We start from the raw sequence: 17,214 nt of genomic DNA, 5'->3' as shown, positions 1-17,214 counted from the left end.
GAGCCACTCCCTGCGTCGAGGTTTTCGGCGGTTAGTGCAAGGCTTCTTCAGCTTTCTGAATCGCCGCGAATTCTTCTTCGGGCGTGCCTGCTACCAAGTGATGCCGACTGTAGAAAGCAAAGTAAGCAATTAATACTCCATAGATGATTGCGGCGCCAATGACCACCCGCGGATCCACCAGGAAGCCCGCCACCACGGCGATGCAGGCCAGTACCAGGGCCACGCCGGAGGTGAAGATGCCGCCCGGGGTGCGGTACGGACGATCCATTTTGGGGCGGCGGATGCGCAGGGTGATGTGCGCGGCCATCATCAGCACGTAGGAGATGGTCGCGCCGAACACCGCCACCAGGATCAGCAGGTCGCCCTGGCCGGTCAGCGACAGGCCGAAACCGATGATGCCGGGGATCACCAGCGCCAGGACCGGCGCCTTGCTCTTGTTGGTTTCCGACAGCTTGCGCGGCAGGTAGCCGGCGCGGGACAGGGCGAAAATCTGCCGCGAGTAGGCGTAGATGATCGAGAAGAAGCTGGCGATCAGGCCGGCCAGGCCCACCAGGTTGACGAAGCTGCCCATCCAGGTCGAACCGCCGTAGGCCTTGGCCAGGGCTTCCACCAGCGGGTTGCCCGAGGTCAGCAGGGCGTTGGCCCCCGCGCCGCCCGGGCCGATCACCAGGATCAGCAGGGCGAAGCTCAGCAGCACCAGCATGGCGCCGATCAGGCCGCGGGGCAGGTCGCGTTTGGGGTTCTTGGTTTCTTCCGCGGCCAGCGGCACGCCTTCGACCGCCAGGAAGAACCAGATGGCGTAGGGAATCGCCGCCCACACACCGACATAACCGAACGGCAGGAAGCTGCTGGCGCCCACGGCCTCGGTGACCGGGATATCCAGCAGGTTGGCGACGGAGAAGTGCGGCACCATCGCCACCAGGAACACGCCCAGGGCCAGGGCGGCGACGGCGGTGATGATGAACATCAGCTTCAGCGCCTCGCCGACCCCGAAGATGTGGATGGCGATGAACACTATGTAGAACGCCAGGTAGATCATCCAGCCGCCGATGCCGAACAGCGACTGGCAATAGGCGCCGATAAACACCGCGATCGCCGCCGGGGCGATGGCGTATTCGATGAGGATCGCGGTCCCGGTGAGGAAGCCGCCCCAGGGGCCGAAGGCACTGCGGGCAAAACCGTAGCCGCCGCCGGCGGTGGGGATCATCGAGGACAGTTCGGCCAGGGAAAAGCACATGCACAGGTACATGGTGGCCATCAGCAAGGTGGCGAGGAACATGCCGCCCCAGCCGCCCTGGGCCAGGCCGAAGTTCCAGCCGGCATAGTCGCCGGAGATGACGTAGGCCACACCCAGGCCCACCAGCAGGACCCAACCTGCCGCGCCTTTTTTCAGTTCGCGTTGTTGGAAATAGTCGGAGCCGACTTTTTCAAAGTCGACGGAAGAGCCAGCCGGCTGCACGCCGGTATGTTCGCTGGGCATAAGGATTCACCTGTTCTTATTGTTGTGCCCGGTCGGCAGACCGGATCGGTGTTGCAAGGCGATGGTGCGTTTTGCCTTGAGGTCGTCATCGCGAGCTTGTTCGCGACCAGCCCCCAAGGGTGAAGCCGCATTGGCGGCTCCACCCTTGTCCCTGGCTTTATTGGCTTTAGAAGAAGCCCAGCGGATTGATGTCGTAGCTCACCAGCAGGTTTTTGGTCTGCTGGTAGTGGTCGAGCATCATCTTGTGGGTTTCACGGCCGACGCCGGACTTCTTGTAACCGCCGAACGCCGCGTGGGCGGGGTACAGGTGGTAGCAGTTGGTCCATACACGGCCGGCCTTGATTGCCCGGCCCATGCGATAGGCGCGGTTGATGTCGCGGGTCCAGAGGCCGGCGCCGAGGCCGAACTCGGTGTCGTTGGCGATGGCCAGGGCTTCGGCTTCGTCCTTGAAGGTGGTGATGCTCACCACCGGGCCGAAGATTTCTTCCTGGAACACGCGCATCTTGTTGTTGCCCTTGAGCAGGGTCGGCTGGATGTAATAACCGCTGGCCAGGTTGCCCTCGAGTTTTTCCACCTTGCCGCCGGTCAGCAGCTGCGCGCCTTCGCCCTTGGCGATTTCCAGGTAGGAGAGGATCTTGTCGAACTGCTGCTCGGATGCCTGGGCGCCGACCATGGTGTCGGTGTCCAGCGGGTCGCCGCGCTTGATCTGCTCGACCTTTTTCATCACCACTTGCATGAACTCGTCGTAGATCGACTCTTGCACCAGGGCGCGGGACGGGCAGGTGCAGACTTCGCCCTGGTTGAAGAACGCCAGCACCAGGCCTTCGGCGGCCTTTTCGATGAAGCTCGGTTCGGCCTGCATGATGTCGGCGAAGAAGATGTTCGGCGATTTGCCGCCCAGTTCCACGGTGGACGGGATGATGTTCTCGGCGGCGCATTTCATGATGTGCGAGCCCACCGGGGTCGAACCGGTGAAGGCGATCTTGGCGATGCGCTTGCTGGTGGCCAGGGCTTCGCCCGCTTCCTTGCCGAAACCTTGCACCACGTTGAGCACGCCCGACGGCAGCAGGTCGCCGATCAGCTCCATCAGCACGCAGATGCCCAGCGGGGTCTGCTCGGCCGGCTTGAGTACCACGCAGTTACCGGCGGCCAGGGCGGGCGCGAGTTTCCAGGCGGCCATCAGCAGCGGGAAGTTCCACGGGATGATCTGCCCGACCACGCCCAGCGGTTCGTGAATGTGATAGGCCACGGTGTTGCCGTCGATTTCCGCGGCGCTGCCTTCCTGGGCCCGCAGGCAGCCAGCGAAGTAGCGGAAGTGGTCGGCGGCCAGGGGGATGTCGGCGTTGAGGGTTTCGCGCACGGCCTTGCCGTTGTCCCAGGTTTCGGTGATGGCCAGCAGTTCGAGGTTCTGCTCGATACGGTCGGCGATTTTCAGCAGGATCAGCGAGCGGGCCTGTGCCGAGGTGGCACCCCAGGCATCGGCGGCGGCATGGGCGGCGTCCAGGGCTTTCTCGATGTCTTCGGCGGTGGAACGCGGGAACTCGGCGATCGGTTGGCCGTTTACTGGCGAGGTATTGGTGAAGTACTGACCTTTGACAGGCGCGACGAATTCGCCGCCGATGTAGTTACCGTATTTGCTCTTGAACGAAACGATAGCGCCTTCAGTACCGGGGTGTGCATAACGCATGGTGGGTATCTCCTGGCTTTTGTGCTTATTGGGAGGACGCGCTGTTGCGCTTGACAAAGCGTAGAGCAAAGCCCGGGCCACTGCGTAACAGGGCAGGTAAATCAAGGGTTTGCGAATGTTTCAGCGACCCTGCGCCGAGTGCCTGTGGCAGTTGTGGCACAGCGCGGGTGACACTTTGTACCGCTTATGGCACGGCCCGTGACTCATTGGTCGAAGTGGCATTGCAATGCATCCATGGCTGGAGGATGCTGGGCTTCGCCTTGATCTGAAGGGGCCGATGTAGCCGCTGCCGAAGGCTGCGATCGACCGCAAANGCGGACCTTATCGCAGCCTTCGGCAGCGGCTACAGGGTTCGCTTGACGAGCGATCCGGTCTTACCTCTCGGGGAGAACAATAAGAAATGCACAGCAATCACCTCACCCGGCACGCCCAGCAAGTGCTCACTGTGACCCAGGGCAAGGCCCATCTGCAGGGGCCCGGCAGCGATCCTTCTATCGCCCGCTCCTGGCTGCGGTGCCTGGAGGACTATCACCTCGACCCGGCCCTGAGCATGGCGCCCACCGTGCTCGAGCATGGCCGCCTGCTGGAAAGCCGCGAACGCCTGCAGCAGGTGCTGCAGATCGCCGGCAACGAGATGACCAGCCTGCACCAGCAGCTGTCCGGCGCCGGCCATGCGGTACTGCTGACCGACGCCCGCGGGGTGATCCTCAACTGTGTCACCGCGCCCACCGAGCGCAGGATTTTCGAACGCGCCGGGCTCTGGCTCGGCGCCGACTGGAGCGAGGCCTGCGAGGGCACCAACGGCATCGGCACCTGCCTGGTGGAGCGTCAGTCCCTGACCATCCACCAGGACGAGCATTTCCGTGGCCGCCACACCGGCCTGACCTGCTCGGCCAGCCCGGTGTTCGACCCCCACGGCGAACTGCTGGCGGTGCTCGACGTTTCATCGGCGCGCCCGGATGTGTCGCGGCAGAGCCAGTTCCACACCATGGCCCTGGTCAATCTCTCGGCGAAGATGATCGAGAGCTGCTATTTCCTGCGCTATTTCGACAATCAATGGTTGCTGCGTTTTCACCTGCAGGCCGAGTCCGTCGGCTTGTTCAGCGAAGGCTTGCTGGCGTTCGACGGGGAAGGGCGGATCAGCGCGGTGAACCAGAGCGCCTTGAACCTGCTGGGGCATATTCGCGGCGGCTTGCTCGGCAAACCGGTGGAAGCCTTTTTCGACTGCTCGCTGGACGAGCTGCTGGGCCGCGCGAGTGTCAATGCCAGCGCCAGCTGGCCGCTGCGCACCCGCGATGGTCGGCATCTGTTCGCGGTGTTGCGTGGCCAGCCGCGCAGTGTGCCGAAACCGCTGCCGCCGAAGGTGCTGGAGCTGGAGCGTCCGCGCCTGTCCGGGATCTGCCTGGGCGATGCGGCCCTGCAAAACGACTTCCGCAAATCCTTGCGCGTGTTCGAGCGCGATGTGCCGCTGCTGATCAACGGCGAGACCGGCTCCGGCAAGGAGGCGTTCGCCAAGGCGGTGCACCAAGCCAGCCAGCGGGCGGAGAAAGCCTTCGTTGCCTTGAACTGCGCGGCGATTCCCGAAAGCCTGATCGAAAGCGAGCTGTTCGGTTATCGCGGCGGCAGCTTTACCGGGGCGCGCAAGGAAGGCATGCGCGGCAAGTTGCAGCAGGCCGATGGCGGCACGCTGTTCCTCGATGAAATCGGCGATATGCCGCTGGCCTTGCAGACCCGCCTGTTGCGGGTGCTGGAAGACCGCATGGTGGTGCCTATCGGCGGCGAGCCGCAGGCGGTCAACGTGCGCATTATCAGCGCCACTCACCGGGACCTGCTGGAGCGGGTGCGGGATGGCAGCTTCCGCGAGGATCTGTACTACCGCCTCAATGGCCTGGAAATCAGCTTGCCGGCCCTGCGCGAGCGCAGCGACAAGTCCCAGTTGCTGGACTTTCTCCTGGCCGAGGAAGCCGGCGATCAGCAGGTGTCGCTCGACGGCCCGGCGCGCCAGGCCCTGCTGGACTTCCATTGGCCAGGCAACGTGCGGCAACTGCGCAACGTGCTGCGCACCCTGGCGGCGCTCTGTGACCACGGGCGAATAGGCCTGGAGGATCTGCCGGCGATGATTCGCCAGGGCCGCCCGGCGCCGGTGCCGGCAGCTGTCGAGGAGGCGGGCGAATACCCGCTGGACGATGCCGAACGCCTGGCCTTGCTCAACACCCTGGAGCAACAGCGTTGGCATATGACCCACACCGCCAAGCAGCTGGGGGTGAGCCGCAACACCCTCTATAGAAAGCTGCGCAAGCATGGGATCGCTCGCTAGGCCTGGCACCGCGTCATCGTTCATCGCGGGCAAGCCTCGCTCCTACAAAGCAATGCGCATTCCTGTAGGAGCGAAGCTTGCTCGCGATAGGCGGCGCAGCCGCCGATACATCGCTAACCGCAGTCCAAGCCCCTAACCGCATTCGGGCGACTCCCCGGCAAAAGCCCCACAGGACTCGTCACAGCCACCGTCAGCGACAACAGCCTGTTCCCCCATCAGCTAAAGAGTGCGATTTGCAGCCCTCTACGCTAACCTGCCTCGATGTTTTACGAGGTCGACTATGCACATTCATATTCTCGGTATTTGCGGCACTTTCATGGGCTCGATGGCGGTTCTGGCCAAAGAGCTGGGCCATCATGTCACCGGCTCCGATGCCAATGTCTACCCGCCGATGAGCACCCAGCTCGAAGCCCAGGGCATCGAGTTGACCCAGGGCTACGACCCGGCCCAGCTTGACCCGGCGCCGGACCTGGTGGTGATCGGCAATGCCATGTCCCGCGGCAACCCGGCGGTGGAATATGTGCTGAACAAGGGCCTTCCCTATGTTTCCGGCCCGCAATGGCTGGCCGACCATGTGCTGCAAGGCCGTTGGGTACTGGCGGTGGCCGGCACCCACGGCAAGACCACCACCAGCAGCATGCTGGCCTGGGTGCTGGAGCATGCGGGCATGAGCCCGGGCTTCCTGATCGGTGGCGTGCCGCAGAACTTCTCGGTGTCGGCGCGTCTGGGCGGCACACCGTTCTTCGTGATCGAAGCCGATGAATACGACAGCGCCTTCTTCGATAAGCGTTCGAAGTTCGTGCACTACCGTCCGCGCACGGCGATCCTGAACAATCTCGAGTTCGATCATGCGGATATCTTCCCCGATCTGCCAGCTATCGAACGGCAGTTCCACCATCTGGTGCGGACCATCCCGAGCGAAGGCCTGGTCATCCACCCGACCACAGAGCCGGCCCTGCAGCGGGTGATCGACATGGGCTGCTGGACCCCGGTGCAAACCACCGGCGCGGGCGGCCAATGGCAGGTCAAGCTGCTCAGCGAAGACGGCTCGAAGTTCGAAGTGATGTTCGAAGGCGAGGTCCAAGGCGTGGTCGAGTGGGATATGACCGGCCAGCACAACGTCGCCAATGCCCTGGCCACCCTGGCCGCGGCGCGCCATGTCGGCGTGGTGCCAGCCATGGGTATCGCCGCGCTGAGTGCGTTCAAGAGCGTCAAGCGGCGGATGGAGAAGGTGGCTGAAGTCCACGGCATCACCATCTACGACGACTTCGCCCACCACCCGACCGCCATCGCCACTACCCTGGACGGCTTGCGCAAGCGAATTGGCGATGCGCCGCTGATCGCGATCATCGAGCCGCGCTCCAACTCCATGAAGCTCGGCGCTCACCGTGACGGGCTGCCGGAAAGCGTCAACCAGGCCGATCAGGTGGTCTGGTATTCGCCGGCCAACCTCGGCTGGGACCTGGGTGCCACTGCTGCGCTGTGCACGGTGCCGTCGATTGTCAGCGATTCCCTGGAAGGCATCATCGAGCGGGTGAAGAGCCAGGCCAAGCCGGGCACCCACGTGGTGATCATGAGCAACGGCGGCTTCGGCGGCCTGCACGGCAAACTGGCCGAGGCGCTGCGATGAACAACGGCCCGGAACGCATCACCCTGGCGATGACTGGCGCCTCGGGCGCCCAGTACGGCCTGCGCTTGCTGGATTGCCTGGTGCGCGAAGACCGTGAAGTGCACTTCCTGATCTCCAAGGCCGCGCAGCTGGTGATGGCGACCGAGACTGACGTGACGCTGCCGTCCAAGCCGCAGACCATGCAGGCCTTTCTTACCGAGTACACCGGTGCGGCGGACGGGCAGATCCGCGTGTATGGCAAGGAAGACTGGATGTCGCCGGTGGCCTCGGGCTCCGGTTCGCCGGCGGCGATGGTGGTGGTGCCTTGCTCCACCGGCACCTTGTCGGCCATCGCCACGGGCGCCTGCAACAACCTGATCGAGCGAGCGGCGGACGTCACCCTGAAGGAGCGCCGCCAGTTGATCCTGGTGCCGCGCGAGGCGCCTTACTCCAGCATCCACCTGGAGAACATGCTCAAGCTGTCGAACATGGGCGTGACCATCCTGCCGGCCTCTCCGGGCTTCTATCACCAGCCGCAGACCATCGACGACCTGGTGGATTTTGTCGTGGCGCGGATTCTCAACCTGTTGAACATCCCGCAGGACATGTTGCCGCGGTGGGGCGAGCATCATCCCGGCAGCGATGAGTAAGTCGCTGCTGATCCTGCTGGTCGCCCTGCAGCTGGGCGGTTGCGCCACGGCCCGCACGCTGAACGCGGCCAAGCCGGGGGCGCCGGTGGTGTATTCCGGGACGCGCCTGGACTGGTATGTGATGCAGGGCGGCTGTTGCCCGATGGATCGCTTCGGGGCTGAAGCACCGAGCTATCCGGGTGTCGACCTGCCGGCCAGCGCCTTGCTCGACACGCTGCTGTTGCCGCTGTCGGTACTGACGGTACTGGGGGTTGGGTTTCAGGCCACGGGCGGGTTGTAGTTCCATCGCGGGCAAGCTCCGCTCCTACAGACGCACGTGCTNTTGCCCGCGATTGCGTTTATTTACCCAGTTTGCGCAACTCGTCGGACTCGACGATCCGCACGCCATCCTGTTCTTCCAGCGCCAGGCGCCACATGGCCCGGGCCAGATGGCAGGCTTCGATGCCGTGGTATTTGCCGGGAATCAGCTTGGACAGCGGCCCGGCCAACTGTTCGGCGAGACGCGGTTCGATACGTTCGCCGAGCAGCAGCGACGGCCGGCAAATGGTCAGTTGCGGCCAGTCCTGGGCCTTCAGCGCCTGTTCCATTTCGCCTTTGACCCGGTTGTAGAAAATCGAGGATTTCGCGTCCGCGCCCAGGGCACTGATCACCACCAGGTGCCGCGCGCCCATCTCCCGCGCGCGCTTGCCGAAGGCCACCACCAGGTCCAGGTCGACGGCGCGGAACGCCTGTTCGGAGCCGGCCTTCTTGAGGGTGGTGCCCAGGCAGCAGAACGCCAGGTCCACCCGACCGCTGAGCTGCGGCAGGACTACCGCCGGATCGCCGACCGGGTTTTGCAGGCGTGGATGTTCGCTCAAGGGGCGCCGGCTGGGCGCCAGTACGCGGGTTACCGTGGGTTCGTTGAGCAGGCGGTCGAGCAAGTGCTCGCCAGTCAGGCCGGTCGCGCCGGCGAGCAAGATATGCTGAGGCGTCAAGTACATAATGTTTCCCCCTTGATACTGTTTCAGCTTAGTTGCTCTTTGCTTCCTTGCTGTCGTTGGCGGCGCTCTGCAGCGCCTTTCGTGCTTGTTGCTTGCGCAGATGCTGCCAGTGCGCCAAGACCCCCTTGGGCGCCCAGATCTGCGGTTCGGAGGCTTCGAAGTTGTCTGCCAGTTCGCGTTCGGCCACGGTCGCCCTGGCCAGCTTGAAGGCCTGTTCCAGGTCGTCGGTCTGGTTCAGTGCCTGGGCGAACAGGGCGTCGCCGAAGTAGGTGAAATCGGCTTCTTCCGAGCAGCCGAAGGATACGCGATCGGCCTGTGAAGCGGTCATGATCAGGGTCCGGTCATCTTTGAGCGCGGGAATGAATCCGCCGGAATAACAGGCCGAGATCACGATGATCTTGTCGCGGTTTTTCAGGGGCGCCAGCACCGCGGCCAACTCGTCGGCCGGCAGGTCGGCCAGCTCCAGGCGCGGCTGGTCGAGCACCAGTTCGTGTTCGCTGGTGCCGTGGCTGGTCAGGTAGATGAACAGCAAGTCTTCCGGGCCGCTGCGTTCGGCCAGGGTCTGGACTGCGCGCCGCAGGTTTTCCCGGGTGGCCATGGGGCGGCTGTCGAGGCGGTCGCGGTGGTTGACCAGGCGGATCTGCCCGTAGGCGCCGAAGCGGGTGGCGAGCATGTTGCTGACATAGTCGGCCTCGCGCAGAAACACGCTTTGCTTGCCATCGCCGGCCAGCGTCAGGCTGTAGAGCTCGATGGCGGGCGTCGACGCCGGCACCGCGGCGAGGGCCTCGTCGAGCAGGTGGCCCTGGGCCAGCAGGCCGGTCTCCAATGGGTCGGGCAACAGTCGGCCGTCGGCATCGCGAACCCGCAGGCCGTTGATCCAGTCGCCGCTTTGCACGGTGCCATCGCGCAGCACCAGCACGCCGTGGCCCTGGTAGTTGTCGCCTTCGAAGCCACCGATGTAGAAGCTGCCGTCGCTGAGGTTCAGGCGGCCCTGGCCGCTGAAGCGCCAGTCGCTGAAACGACCGATGTAGTGGCTGCCGTCGACGCCGATCAGTTCACCCTTGCCACTGAGGGCGCCCTCCTTGAACTGGCCGATCCAGACATCGCCGTCGGCGTTTTCGTAGCGACCCTTGCCGCTGAGCTGGTTCTGTTTGAAGCTGCCGACGTAGAGGTCGCCCTCGGCGCTGCCGAAGGTGCCGTTGCCTTCCAGCTGGCCATCGACGAAGTGGCCGCTGAACTGGTTGCCGCTGGCATCGCTGCGCTGGCCTTCGCCGTTGGGTTTGCCGCGGGAGAACTGGCCCTGGTACTGGCTGCCGTCTTCCAGTTCGAGACGGCCGAGCCCGGAATACAGGTCGGACTTGAATTCGCCGCGGTAGGTCATGCCGCGTTCCTTGAGGGTGCCTTCACCGTCGCGCCGGCCCAGTTTGAAACCGCCGGTGTAGCTGCTGTCCTTGGTGGTCAGGCTGCCCTGGCCGTGGAACAGGCCCTGCTGGAATTGTCCGCGGTAGACCTCGCCGTCGCTGCCGTGCCATTCGCCCTGACCATGCCACTGGCCGCTGTCGAACTGGCCGGCATACCAGCTGCCGTTGGGGTAGTCGATGCGGCCTTGACCCTGCAGCAACCCGTTGACCACATCGCCGCGGTAGCGGCCACCGTCCGGCAGACGGGCATCGGGAGGCAGCAGCGATTCGCCGTCTCCACATGCGGTGAGCAACAGGGTCAGAGCCAGGGGTACAAGTGGGCGCATAGCGGGATCCGGATAATTAGGGGACCGAGTATGCCGTAGCAACGAGGCTTATATATAGAGAGGCTGTGCGAAACAGCGTGAGCTGTTTCGCATCAGGAAGGTTTCAGACAAAGCAGAGGGACAATGGCTCGGCGATGTAGGCTGGTTTTTCCTGGCCTTCGATTTCAAGGGTGGCGGTGGCCTTGAGCAGCCATTGGCCGGGTTTCTTCTCGGTGACGTCCACCAGGTCGACCTTGAGGCGGACCCTGGAATCGACCTTGACCGGCTGGATGAAACGCACGCTGTCCAGGCCGTAGTTGACCGCCATCTTCAGACCCTCGGGCAGGATCAGGATGTCTTCCATCAGTTTCGGGATCAGCGACAGCGACAGGAAACCGTGGGCAATGGTGCCGCCGAACGGTGTCTGGGCGGCTTTTACTGGGTCTACGTGGATGAACTGGAAGTCACCCGTGGCTTCGGCGAACAGGTTGATACGCTGCTGGTCGATGGTGAGCCATTCGGAACGTCCTAGTTCCTTTCCGACATAATCTTTGAGCTCTGCAACAGGAACATACGGCATTGAGACTCTCCTTGGGTTCATCGGTTTTATCGTTCTAAAGGGTCGGGGGCGTACCCCCTGACAACCCACTGTAGATCATCATGGGGGTTTGCTCCGGTCAACCTTCCATGCTTTTGGCGAATGCCGGTCCATAGCGTTCGCGTGCTTATAATGCCCGGCGTTTTTTCGGGGGGATGAGGGATGTTGTTACGCGGTCTGACATGGCTGGTGCTGTTTCAATTGCTCGGCACGGCGATCAATCATCTGTTGCTGCCGATCCTGCCGGGGCCGATTGTCGGTCTGCTGTTGTTGCTGATCTTCCTGGTGGCGCGCGGTGAGGTGGGCGAGCCACTGAACCTGGCCGCCTCCAGCCTGCTGCGTTACCTGCCCCTGTTACTGGTGCCGCCCGCGGTGGGCGTGATGGTGTACGCGGCGGATATCGCTGCGGATTTCTGGGCGATAGTCGGCGCGCTGGTGTTGTCGCTGGTGATCTCCATGGCCTTCGTCGGCGTGCTGATGCAGCGGCTGGTCAAGCGCCACGGACATCGGGAGGGCGGCCAATGATGTTCGACTGGCAGGGCGCCTGGATGTCGGTGATCCACCATCCCTTGTTCGGCATCGGCATTACCCTGGGCGCCTATCAACTGGTGCTCGCGGCCTTCGAGAAAACCCGCTGGGTCTTTCTGCAACCGGTGCTGGTCTCCATGTTGCTGGTGATCGGCGTGCTGCTGAGCTGTGGCCTGAGCTACGCCGAGTACCGCAAGAGCACGGAGATCCTCAGCATTCTCCTGGGCCCGGCCACGGTGGCGCTGGCCGTACCGCTGTACCTCAACCTGCGGCGGATTCGACAGTTGTTCTGGCCGATATTTACTACGCTGGTGATTGGAGGGGTGGTCGCCACCGGCCTGGGCGTACTGCTGGGGTGGTGGTTCGGTGCCGAGAACATGATCCTGATGACCATGGCGCCGAAATCGGTGACCTCGCCGATCGCCATGCTGGTGGCCGAACAGATTGGCGGTGTCGCCGCGCTGGCTGCGGTATTCGTATTGATCACCGGGGTGATCGGGGCGATTTTCGGCCCGGCCATCCTCAACCGCCTGCAGGTGCATAGCCCGGAAGCCCGAGGCATGGCGCTGGGCATGACGGCTCACGCGGTGGGCACTTCGGTGGCCTTGCAGGAAAGTGATGAGTGCGGTGCTTTCGCGGCGCTGGCGATGAGTCTGATGGGTGTGGCCACGGCGGTCTTCCTGCCGTTGGCGGTGTCGTTGGTGGTTTAAGGAAACCTGTATGAGCCTGGCGCTTTTCCCGCTGAACACGGTGCTGTTCCCCGACTGCATTCTCGATTTGCAGATTTTCGAGGCGCGCTACCTGGACATGATCGGTCGCTGCATGAAACAGGGCAGCGGCTTCGGCGTGGTCTGCATCCTTGAGGGCGAAGAGGTGGGCATCGCCCCGGAAGGTTTTGCGCGGGTGGGCTGTGAAGCGCTGATCACCGACTTCCATCAGCAGGACAACGGCCTGCTGGGGATTCGGGTCAAGGGCGGGCGGCGCTTTCGGGTGCTGAGCAGCGAAGTGCAGCGCGATCAGTTGCGGGTGGCTGAAGTCGAGTGGCTGAGCGAGGCGCCGGAGCGGCCGTTGCAGGATGAAGACGGGGACCTGATCGCCTTGCTCAAGGCGCTGGCCGAACACCCGATGGTCGAAGCCCTGAACATGGGCACCGAAGCCACCGGCCAGCAGTCGCTGGCCAACCAGCTGGCCTACCTGTTGCCGTTCTCCGAACTGGACAAGATCGACCTGCTGCAACTGGACGACCCGCAACAACGCCTGGATGCGATCCAGGCCTTGCTGGACGAATTGCAGGGCGAGCTGTTCGCCTGACCCAGACACCTGTAGCCGCTGCCGAAGGCTGCGATAAGGCCGAAGGCCTTCAGCGATCCTGAGATCTCGCGACCGTTCCGGTCGATCGCAGCCTGCGGCAGCGGCTACAGGGCCTCAATAGGCGTAACGCAGCATGGCGTGCGGCAGATGCCTGACCGCCTCGAAACCGAACAGCGCTACCAGTGCCGGCAATACCAGCCACCAGATCTTGGCCGGCATGGGTTCCAGCGGGGTCTGGCGCTGGGCGAGCCACAGGCTGGCGGCGCACACGCAAGCGGCAAGCATGGCGCCGGCGAGGATGTCGGAGGGCCAATGCGCGCCCAGGTAAATCCGTGACACGGCAATCGCGGCCGCCGGCAGACAGCCCAGCAGCAGCCAGGTCAGGCGCATGCGCGGCGGCTGGCCGCGACCGGCGAGTACCGCCAGGGTCAGGAACAGGGCGAATGAACCGGAGCTGTGGCCGCTGGGCATGCTGTAGCTGGTCAGTGGGTCGGTCAGGACTTCCGGGCGCACGCGGGCGAAGAAGAGTTTGGTGCCGGTGTTGGCCAGCGCGGTGCACAACAGCGTGGCACCGGCGAAAATCGCCTGCCGCCACTGCCGGGCAACCAGCAACAGCAGGGTGACCAGGGCGCTGGCGAACAGCATGGTGCGAAATTCGCCAAACTGGGTGAGCACCACCATCACCTCGTCCATTACCGGGCTGCGGTGCTCCTGGACCAGCGCCATCAGGCCCTGGTCGAAATGGTCCAGGTAGGGATAACCGATGAACAGCCCAGCCAGGATCGCCAGGCTGAGGCCCGCCACCAGCGGGCTGGCCTTGCGATGGCGGCGCACGGTGCTGTTGATGCTCAGGCCCAGCAGCAGGGCGATGCTGGCGGCGACTATTCCCGCCTGCGGCCAGAAACCTTCAGGCAAGGGCAGGCGGATCGCCGCGCCCGTGGCCCAGCCCGGCAGCAGGTAGGCGACTGTCCAGCCGGCCGCGGCCAGCAGGCTGACGGCGAAAAAGCGTGGGAACGACATGTCGAACATGCCGGCCACCATCGGCAGCATGGGCCGCAAGGGGCCGATAAAACGCCCGACCAACAGGCTGGCGATACCGTAACGCTGGAAATAGGCTTCGGCGCCGTTGATCCATTCCGGGTGATGGCGCAGCCCCGGCAGGCGGCGGATGTTCTGGTGAAAACGCCGGCCCAGCAGGTAGGACACCACATCCCCGAGCAAGCCGCCGAAGAAGCCCAGCGCCAGGGTTTCACCCAGGGACAGCGCGCCGCTGCCGGCCATCACGGCAATGGCGAATAACAGCACGGTGCCAGGTACGATCAGGCCGGCAATCGCCAGGCATTCGACGCAGGCGACGATGAACACGGCTGCCGCCAGCCATTGGGGGTTCATCGTCAGCCAGCCGGTTATTCCATCGAGCCATTGGCCCATAGGTTTTCAACTCCGGTTATTCGGTGGTTCAACTGTAGGGACGGGCTGGCTCGCGATAAACCATCCGCGGGCACGCCGGTTCCTGCGAAAGGGATCAATCGAGCAGCAAATAGTCGCGACCTTCGACCTGCCCGCGACGTAGCGGGTTCCGAGTGCAGTAGGGGGCGTAGGCGGCATCGACAAAGCGGTACATCAGGTGTTCATCGCGGCCATGGGGAATGCCCAGGCGGGTGGTCTGGATGATGCTGGCGACAGGCGTACCGACATCCTCGACGAACAGCACTTCATGGTCGAAGCGCTTGGCATCCCACACCGGGACTTTCAGGCCCAGGGCCTTGCACAGCAGGGTCTGGCCGGCGCAGAGCTTCTGCGAGGGGCGCGGCCGGCCGCTGGCATCGGGATTGTTCAGGAGCATCTGCGCCAGGCTGGCGGGACCTGAGGCTTCGTCGACCCAGGGGTAGGCCGACTTGATCAGCACTGCGTTACCCGGGCCCTGGGCGCTGAAGTTCAGCGAATCGCCACCGCGGGCGTAGTACATATAGATGTGGCCGCCGTCCAGAAACAAAGCCTTACGCTTTTCTGTGTAGCCGAGGGAGGCATGGCTGCCTTTTTCCTCGCAGTAATAGGCTTCTGTTTCGATAATGCGCGCCGACAGCCACAGATCGCCGACCCGATGGCGGATGATTTTGCCGAGCAGTTCACGGGCCAGGACCTGGGCGTCTCGGTCGAAAAAGCCGTCGGGCAGGGCCTTGGGCAGCGTCGGAGTGGACAGAATGGACATGGTAGCCAGGAGCGATGACGGGAATTGGGTCGGAATGATATCAATTCCAGGCTTAATTCAGGCTGAACGAGAGGTATTTGCCGTCCATTTCGACCATCCGCCCGTGACCGCTGTCCGTGGGCCGGCGCGACAGCTATAATCAGCCGCTTTCCTCTTTGCCAAGACCACAGCAGACCATGACTGAGTCCGTTCTTGACTACATGACCCGTTTGGGTCGCGCTGCCCGCGAAGCCTCGCGGGTAATCGCCCGTGCCACCACTGCGCAGAAGAACCGCGCATTGCTGGCGGCTGCCGATGCATTGGACGCTGCTCGCCCCGAACTGAGCGCCGCCAATGAGCAGGACCTGGCCAACGGCCGGGCCAATGGTCTGGAACCGGCATTGCTCGATCGTCTGGCGCTGACCCCGGTGCGTATCGACGAAATGATCGAAGGCCTGCGTCAGGTGGCCAAGCTGCCTGACCCCATCGGTGAAATCCGCGATATGCGCTACCTGCCTTCGGGCATCCAGGTCGGCAAGATGCGCGTGCCCCTGGGCGTGATCGGCATCATCTACGAGTCGCGTCCCAACGTGACCATCGACGCCGCCAGCCTGTGCCTGAAGTCCGGCAACGCTACCATCCTGCGGGGTGGCTCCGAGGCGATCAATTCCAACCGCGCCATTGCCACCTGCATCCAGCAAGGGCTGGCGGTGGCCGGTCTGCCGGCGCAGGTGGTGCAGGTGGTGGAAACCACCGATCGCGCAGCCGTCGGCGCGCTGATCACCATGCCCGAGTTCGTCGACGTGATCGTGCCGCGTGGCGGCAAGAGCCTGATCGAGCGGGTCAGCCGCGATGCCAAGGTCCCGGTGATCAAGCATCTGGATGGCGTCTGCCATGTGTTCATCGACGTGGCGGCCGACCTGGACAAGGCCATTCGCATCGCCGACAACGCCAAGACCCAGCGTTACGCGCCCTGCAACACCATGGAGACCCTGCTGGTCCACGCCGGTATTGCCGAACGCGTGTTGCCGCCACTGGCTGCGATCTATCGCGACAAGAAGGTCGAGCTGCGCGGTTGCCCGCGTACCCGCGCCTTGCTGGGCGACGATGTGATCGAGGCCACCGAAGAAGACTGGCGCACCGAGTACACCGCGCCGATCCTGTCGATCCTGGTGGTCGACAGCCTGGATGCGGCTATCGAGCACATCAACACCTACGGTTCGCAGCACACCGACGCCATCGTCACCGAGAACTTCACCGATGCCCGGCGCTTCCTCAACGAGGTGGACTCCAGCTCGGTGATGGTCAATGCCTCGACCCGGTTTGCCGACGGTTTCGAATATGGCCTGGGCGCGGAGATCGGTATTTCCACCGACAAGCTGCACGCCCGTGGTCCGGTCGGCCTGGAAGGGCTGACCAGCGAGAAGTATGTCGTCTTCGGCGACGGCCATGTGCGCACTTGATGAGCAAACGTATCGGTCTGCTGGGCGGTACCTTCGACCCCGTGCACATCGGTCACCTGCGCAGCGCGCTGGAGGTGGCCGACTCGCTGGGGCTCGATGAGCTGCGTCTGACCCCCAGCGCGCGGCCGCCGCATCGCGATGCACCGCAGGTGTCGGCCCTGGACCGTCTGGCGATGGTCGAGTGTGCGGTGGCGGGCGTTTCACCCCTGGTGGTGGACGACCGTGAGCTGAAACGGGACAAGCCGTCCTACACCATAGACACCCTGGAACAGATGCGGGCCGAGATGGCCGCGGATGACCAGTTGTTCCTGTTGCTGGGCTGGGACGCTTTTTGCGGCCTGCCTACCTGGCATCGCTGGGAAGAGTTGCTCCAGCATTGCCACATCCTGGTGCTGCAACGCCCGGATGCCGACAGCGAGCCGCCGGATGCGTTGCGCAACCTGCTGGCGGCGCGCTCGGTGAGCGATCCCCTGGCCCTGCAAGGGCCCGGAGGACACATTGCATTCGTCTGGCAGACACCGCTCGCGGTGTCCGCCACCCAGATCCGTCAACTGCTGGCCAGCGGTAAGTCGGTACGTTTCCTGGTGCCTGATGCGGTCCTGGCCTATATCGATGCCCACGGTCTTTACCGTGGGCCGAACTGAAGGCGCGCTGCCGGCCAATGCCGTGCAACG

Annotated in this window: 16 protein-coding genes; 9 read left to right on the top strand and 7 right to left on the bottom strand. The window is 63.9% G+C overall.

The genetic code is table 11. The features are described from left to right. Window positions 1-31: 31 nt before the first annotated feature. Together eat and exaC are read right to left on the bottom strand one after the other, a co-directional pair. Window positions 32-1,480, bottom strand: a complete 1,449-nt coding sequence (eat, locus tag ACTJKT_RS26930) for an ethanolamine permease (RefSeq protein ID WP_009051053.1) — start codon at window positions 1,478-1,480, stop codon at window positions 32-34. 166 nt (window positions 1,481-1,646) lie between these two features. After that, a complete protein-coding gene (gene exaC, locus ACTJKT_RS26925; protein WP_440789245.1) occupies window positions 1,647-3,167 on the bottom strand; it encodes an acetaldehyde dehydrogenase ExaC in 1,521 nt (506 codons plus the stop codon). A gap of 400 nt (window positions 3,168-3,567) precedes the next feature. Between exaC and ACTJKT_RS26920 the strand changes: the two genes are divergently transcribed. The 4 genes from ACTJKT_RS26920 (at window position 3,568) to ACTJKT_RS26905 (ending at window position 8,023) form a co-directional block, all read left to right on the top strand. Further along, complete coding sequence (locus tag ACTJKT_RS26920) at window positions 3,568-5,484, top strand: sigma-54-dependent Fis family transcriptional regulator (protein ID WP_440789243.1); 1,917 nt, start codon at window positions 3,568-3,570, stop codon at window positions 5,482-5,484. 280 nt (window positions 5,485-5,764) lie between these two features. Further along, window positions 5,765-7,114 carry a UDP-N-acetylmuramate:L-alanyl-gamma-D-glutamyl-meso-diaminopimelate ligase gene (gene mpl / locus ACTJKT_RS26915; RefSeq protein WP_440789241.1) on the top strand — a complete coding sequence of 450 codons (1,350 nt, stop codon included), beginning with the start codon at window positions 5,765-5,767 and terminating at the stop codon, window positions 7,112-7,114. Further along, window positions 7,111-7,743 (top strand): flavin prenyltransferase UbiX, encoded by a 633-nt coding sequence (ubiX, locus tag ACTJKT_RS26910; RefSeq protein WP_025807733.1) that lies wholly within the window; start codon window positions 7,111-7,113, stop codon window positions 7,741-7,743. The genes mpl and ubiX overlap by 4 nt, the downstream gene beginning before the upstream one ends. Further along, window positions 7,736-8,023 (top strand): YceK/YidQ family lipoprotein, encoded by a 288-nt coding sequence (locus ACTJKT_RS26905; protein ID WP_025807731.1) that lies wholly within the window; start codon window positions 7,736-7,738, stop codon window positions 8,021-8,023. Before ubiX ends, ACTJKT_RS26905 begins: the two co-directional genes overlap by 8 nt. A gap of 58 nt (window positions 8,024-8,081) precedes the next feature. Here ACTJKT_RS26905 and ACTJKT_RS26900 read toward each other — a convergent pair whose 3' ends face one another. The 3 genes from ACTJKT_RS26900 to ACTJKT_RS26890 form a co-directional block, all read right to left on the bottom strand. After that, window positions 8,082-8,723: an oxidoreductase gene (locus ACTJKT_RS26900; RefSeq protein WP_440789239.1), complete on the bottom strand. Its 642-nt coding sequence runs from the start codon at window positions 8,721-8,723 to the stop codon at window positions 8,082-8,084. A 28-nt stretch (window positions 8,724-8,751) separates the two neighbouring features. Continuing rightward, window positions 8,752-10,470 carry a C13 family peptidase gene (locus ACTJKT_RS26895; RefSeq protein ID WP_440789237.1) on the bottom strand — a complete coding sequence of 573 codons (1,719 nt, stop codon included), beginning with the start codon at window positions 10,468-10,470 and terminating at the stop codon, window positions 8,752-8,754. Window positions 10,471-10,573: 103 nt separating this feature from the next. Further along, window positions 10,574-11,029, bottom strand: a complete 456-nt coding sequence (locus ACTJKT_RS26890) for a MaoC family dehydratase (RefSeq protein ID WP_053281082.1) — start codon at window positions 11,027-11,029, stop codon at window positions 10,574-10,576. Between the two features lie 180 nt (window positions 11,030-11,209). On the opposite strand from ACTJKT_RS26890, the gene ACTJKT_RS26885 reads away from it, so the two are divergent. From ACTJKT_RS26885 to ACTJKT_RS26875, 3 genes are read left to right on the top strand one after another with little or no spacing between them, the layout of a single operon-like run. Further along, window positions 11,210-11,572, top strand: coding sequence for a CidA/LrgA family protein (locus tag ACTJKT_RS26885; RefSeq protein WP_053269999.1), 363 nt, complete (start codon window positions 11,210-11,212; stop codon window positions 11,570-11,572). Then, complete coding sequence (locus ACTJKT_RS26880) at window positions 11,569-12,285, top strand: LrgB family protein (RefSeq protein ID WP_440789234.1); 717 nt, start codon at window positions 11,569-11,571, stop codon at window positions 12,283-12,285. Before ACTJKT_RS26885 ends, ACTJKT_RS26880 begins: the two co-directional genes overlap by 4 nt. A 10-nt stretch (window positions 12,286-12,295) precedes the next feature. Beyond that, window positions 12,296-12,886 carry an LON peptidase substrate-binding domain-containing protein gene (locus ACTJKT_RS26875; RefSeq protein ID WP_063433150.1) on the top strand — a complete coding sequence of 197 codons (591 nt, stop codon included), beginning with the start codon at window positions 12,296-12,298 and terminating at the stop codon, window positions 12,884-12,886. A gap of 114 nt (window positions 12,887-13,000) precedes the next feature. Here ACTJKT_RS26875 and ACTJKT_RS26870 read toward each other — a convergent pair whose 3' ends face one another. Next, complete coding sequence (locus tag ACTJKT_RS26870) at window positions 13,001-14,317, bottom strand: bifunctional DedA family/phosphatase PAP2 family protein (protein WP_440789232.1); 1,317 nt, start codon at window positions 14,315-14,317, stop codon at window positions 13,001-13,003. 94 nt (window positions 14,318-14,411) lie between these two features. Then, entirely contained in the window at window positions 14,412-15,098 is a 687-nt protein-coding gene (locus tag ACTJKT_RS26865) for a DNA-3-methyladenine glycosylase (protein ID WP_440789230.1), read from the bottom strand. 176 nt (window positions 15,099-15,274) lie between these two features. Here ACTJKT_RS26865 and ACTJKT_RS26860 point away from each other — a divergent pair, with 176 nt between their 5' ends. Together ACTJKT_RS26860 and nadD are read left to right on the top strand one after the other, a co-directional pair. After that, window positions 15,275-16,540 (top strand): glutamate-5-semialdehyde dehydrogenase, encoded by a 1,266-nt coding sequence (locus ACTJKT_RS26860; RefSeq protein WP_009051041.1) that lies wholly within the window; start codon window positions 15,275-15,277, stop codon window positions 16,538-16,540. Beyond that, entirely contained in the window at window positions 16,540-17,184 is a 645-nt protein-coding gene (nadD, locus tag ACTJKT_RS26855) for a nicotinate-nucleotide adenylyltransferase (protein ID WP_025807711.1), read from the top strand. The genes ACTJKT_RS26860 and nadD overlap by 1 nt, the downstream gene beginning before the upstream one ends. Window positions 17,185-17,214 lie beyond the last annotated feature (30 nt).

Origin of the sequence: Pseudomonas sp. 22526, assembly GCF_052044735.1 — a bacterium.
Taxonomy (GTDB): domain Bacteria; phylum Pseudomonadota; class Gammaproteobacteria; order Pseudomonadales; family Pseudomonadaceae; genus Aquipseudomonas; species Aquipseudomonas piscium.
This window is presented reverse-complemented; position numbering and strand designations above follow the sequence as displayed.

What these genes read in the sequence shown, in the direction of transcription:
- eat (WP_009051053.1), bottom strand. Translation starts at nt 1,480, where the DNA reads ATGCCCAGCGAACATACCGGCGTGCAGCCGGCTGGCTCTTCCGTCGAC.
- exaC (WP_440789245.1), bottom strand. Translation starts at nt 3,167, where the DNA reads ATGCGTTATGCACACCCCGGTACTGAAGGCGCTATCGTTTCGTTCAAG.
- ACTJKT_RS26920 (WP_440789243.1), top strand. Translation starts at nt 3,568, where the DNA reads ATGCACAGCAATCACCTCACCCGGCACGCCCAGCAAGTGCTCACTGTG.
- mpl (WP_440789241.1), top strand. Translation starts at nt 5,765, where the DNA reads ATGCACATTCATATTCTCGGTATTTGCGGCACTTTCATGGGCTCGATG.
- ubiX (WP_025807733.1), top strand. Translation starts at nt 7,111, where the DNA reads ATGAACAACGGCCCGGAACGCATCACCCTGGCGATGACTGGCGCCTCG.
- ACTJKT_RS26905 (WP_025807731.1), top strand. Translation starts at nt 7,736, where the DNA reads ATGAGTAAGTCGCTGCTGATCCTGCTGGTCGCCCTGCAGCTGGGCGGT.
- ACTJKT_RS26900 (WP_440789239.1), bottom strand. Translation starts at nt 8,723, where the DNA reads ATGTACTTGACGCCTCAGCATATCTTGCTCGCCGGCGCGACCGGCCTG.
- ACTJKT_RS26895 (WP_440789237.1), bottom strand. Translation starts at nt 10,470, where the DNA reads ATGCGCCCACTTGTACCCCTGGCTCTGACCCTGTTGCTCACCGCATGT.
- ACTJKT_RS26890 (WP_053281082.1), bottom strand. Translation starts at nt 11,029, where the DNA reads ATGCCGTATGTTCCTGTTGCAGAGCTCAAAGATTATGTCGGAAAGGAA.
- ACTJKT_RS26885 (WP_053269999.1), top strand. Translation starts at nt 11,210, where the DNA reads ATGTTGTTACGCGGTCTGACATGGCTGGTGCTGTTTCAATTGCTCGGC.
- ACTJKT_RS26880 (WP_440789234.1), top strand. Translation starts at nt 11,569, where the DNA reads ATGATGTTCGACTGGCAGGGCGCCTGGATGTCGGTGATCCACCATCCC.
- ACTJKT_RS26875 (WP_063433150.1), top strand. Translation starts at nt 12,296, where the DNA reads ATGAGCCTGGCGCTTTTCCCGCTGAACACGGTGCTGTTCCCCGACTGC.
- ACTJKT_RS26870 (WP_440789232.1), bottom strand. Translation starts at nt 14,317, where the DNA reads ATGGGCCAATGGCTCGATGGAATAACCGGCTGGCTGACGATGAACCCC.
- ACTJKT_RS26865 (WP_440789230.1), bottom strand. Translation starts at nt 15,098, where the DNA reads ATGTCCATTCTGTCCACTCCGACGCTGCCCAAGGCCCTGCCCGACGGC.
- ACTJKT_RS26860 (WP_009051041.1), top strand. Translation starts at nt 15,275, where the DNA reads ATGACTGAGTCCGTTCTTGACTACATGACCCGTTTGGGTCGCGCTGCC.
- nadD (WP_025807711.1), top strand. Translation starts at nt 16,540, where the DNA reads ATGAGCAAACGTATCGGTCTGCTGGGCGGTACCTTCGACCCCGTGCAC.